Genomic DNA, 2108 nt, shown 5'->3' with positions numbered 1-2108 from the left:
CGTACTGGCCGGGCACCGACAGGCAGCCCTCATCGCCCGGATCGAGGCGCCGCTCGCCCACGCCTGGGAGCTCCAGCGTGGGGTTGACGACGACGCCCTTGTGGTGCTGTTCGTCCGCGTCCGGGCAGTCGTAGACGAACACGCGCAGCGGTACGCCGATCTGGTTGGCGGCCAGGCCCACGCCCTCCGCCGCGTACATGCTCGCGAACATGTCGTCCACCAGCGCCTTCAGCTCGCCGTCGAACCGGGTGACCGGCTCGCACGGGTGATGCAGCACCGGATCGCCCACGTGCACGATCGGCCGGACCTCTCCCACGACCAACGCCTTTCTCTGGGATTGCGAACGTTGCGCGACAAGTTTACGGGCTCCATGTGTATGTCTCATCATTCAAGACATTTCTTCTTGAATGATGAGATTGCGCTACTGTGATCGGCATCGGAGCGAACCGAAGGAGTTTGGCGATGGACGCCGTCTACACGCATGGCCACCATGAATCAGTGCTGCGCTCGCACCGCTGGCGCACCGCCGAGAACTCGGCCGCGTACCTGCTGCCCCACCTCAAGCCGCACATGAAGGTGCTGGACGTGGGCAGCGGCCCGGGCACGATCAGCGCTGACCTGGCAGGGCTGGTCGGGCACCTGACGGTGTCCGAGGTGACCGAGGAGGCGCTCGACCTGGCCAGGGCCGAGGTGACCGCCAGGGGAGTGGACAACGTGGACTTCGCCGTCGCGGACGTGCACGCGCTGGACTTCCCCGATGACACGTTCTGCGTGGTCCACGCGCACCAGGTGCTGCAGCACGTGGGCGACCCGGTGCAAGCGCTGCGGGAGATGCGCAGGGTGACCAAGCCCACCGGGTACGTCGCGGTACGCGACAGCGACTACTCCGCGTTCACGTGGTATCCGCTGCTGCCGGAGCTGGACGAGTGGCTGGCGCTGTACAAGAAGGTCGCGCGGGGGAACGGTGGCGAGCCGGACGCGGGGCGGCGGCTGCTGTCGTGGGCCAGGGCGGCGGGCTTCACCGACGTGACGGCCACCTCCTCCACCTGGTGCTTCGCCACGCCCGATGACCGGGCCTGGTGGGGTGGGATGTGGGCGGAGCGGATCCTGCGCTCGTCCATGGCCGAGCAGGCCCTGGCCGGCGGGGCCGCCACGGAGGCCGATCTGCGGCGGATCTCGGAGGGCTGGCTGAAGTGGGCGGAGGCCGAGGACGGCTGGCTGTCCATCCTGCACGGCGAGATCCTCTGCCGTGCCTGACGAGCCTTCACCGCGGGCGGGTCAAAGGCCGAGCGTGTGGGCGCGCTGCCACTGCGGGTCACGGTAGAGGACCATGTCGGTGCCGATCATCTCGTCGGGCGCCGACAGCATGGTGATCTCGCCCGAGTCCTGCAGCTCCAGCAGCAGGTCTCGGACCCGCGGCCCGACCGGCAGCCGTCCCGCGGGCAGCCCCAGCCCAGCCCGCACCAAGTCGGCGATCTCCGACAGGTGGAACGGCCCCTCGAACCTCGCCACGATCCCGCGCACGATGGCCATCGTGATGAGCTGCTCGGCCTCGGCGTACGCGAGCTGCCAGGTGATCTGCTCCTTGCGGCGTCCGGTGGCCGCGCACGCCGTGCAGCCGCGCGTCAGCCCGGGCGCCACCTCCTCCTGGGTGGATCCGAGGCAGACCGAGCACAGCCCGTTCTCGGCGGCGTGCAGCTCGGCCGTCATCCGCCCGGCCAGCACGGCGCCGCACTCGCAGGCGAACGCGTCACCCAGGATGCCGGTCTGCGGGAAGATCGAATGCGTCGTCACCGGGCCGACTCTACAGAATCTCTAGCCGCGCATGTCCGCCAGCCCGTGCAGCCGGCGCAGGGCCTTGCGGGCCGCTGCGGCGACCCGGTCGTCGGGGTGGTGGTCGATGAACACCCGCAGCACCTGCCCCGTCCACGGATGCTCCCCGAACGCCAGGATCGCGATCGTCCCCGCCTGCTCGTCCGCGTCCATGCCCATGGCGATCGACTCGATCACCTCGCCCGTCTCGCCCCCGAACTCCAGCAGCGCCGCCGCCATGTCCACCAGCACCCAGGCGATCTCGTCCGGCGCGGGCTGCCGGTCCTCGCGCCCCG

At 70.0% G+C, this 2108-nt stretch carries 3 protein-coding genes and 1 pseudogene; 1 reads left to right on the top strand and 3 read right to left on the bottom strand.

What is annotated here, in order from left to right:
• A partial coding sequence (locus AB0J09_RS63170; RefSeq protein ID WP_360713911.1) for a peptide deformylase occupies positions 1–316 on the bottom strand: 316 nt, incomplete at its 3' end.
• A gap of 146 nt (positions 317–462) precedes the next feature.
• Between AB0J09_RS63170 and AB0J09_RS63165 the strand changes: the two genes are divergently transcribed.
• Positions 463–1257 (top strand): class I SAM-dependent methyltransferase, encoded by a 795-nt coding sequence (locus tag AB0J09_RS63165; protein WP_360713909.1) that lies wholly within the window; start codon positions 463–465, stop codon positions 1255–1257.
• 21 nt (positions 1258–1278) lie between these two features.
• Here the strand turns inward: AB0J09_RS63165 and AB0J09_RS63160 are convergent, their stop codons facing one another.
• Both AB0J09_RS63160 and AB0J09_RS63155 read right to left on the bottom strand, forming a co-directional pair.
• A complete protein-coding gene (locus AB0J09_RS63160) occupies positions 1279–1794 on the bottom strand; it encodes a hypothetical protein (RefSeq protein ID WP_360713907.1) in 516 nt (171 codons plus the stop codon).
• 21 nt (positions 1795–1815) lie between these two features.
• Positions 1816–2108: pseudogene (locus AB0J09_RS63155) on the bottom strand (hypothetical protein); the annotation flags it as partial.

Origin of the sequence: Nonomuraea sp. NPDC049784 (assembly GCF_040659615.1) — a bacterium.
Taxonomy (GTDB): Bacteria; Actinomycetota; Actinomycetes; order Streptosporangiales; family Streptosporangiaceae; genus Nonomuraea.
Note: the sequence above shows the minus strand (reverse complement) of the source record. Positions and strands in the feature narration are given on the sequence as shown.

Excerpts from the sequence above, each read along its gene's own strand:
- AB0J09_RS63165 (WP_360713909.1), top strand. The coding sequence starts at position 463 with ATGGACGCCGTCTACACGCATGGCCACCATGAATCAGTGCTGCGCTCG.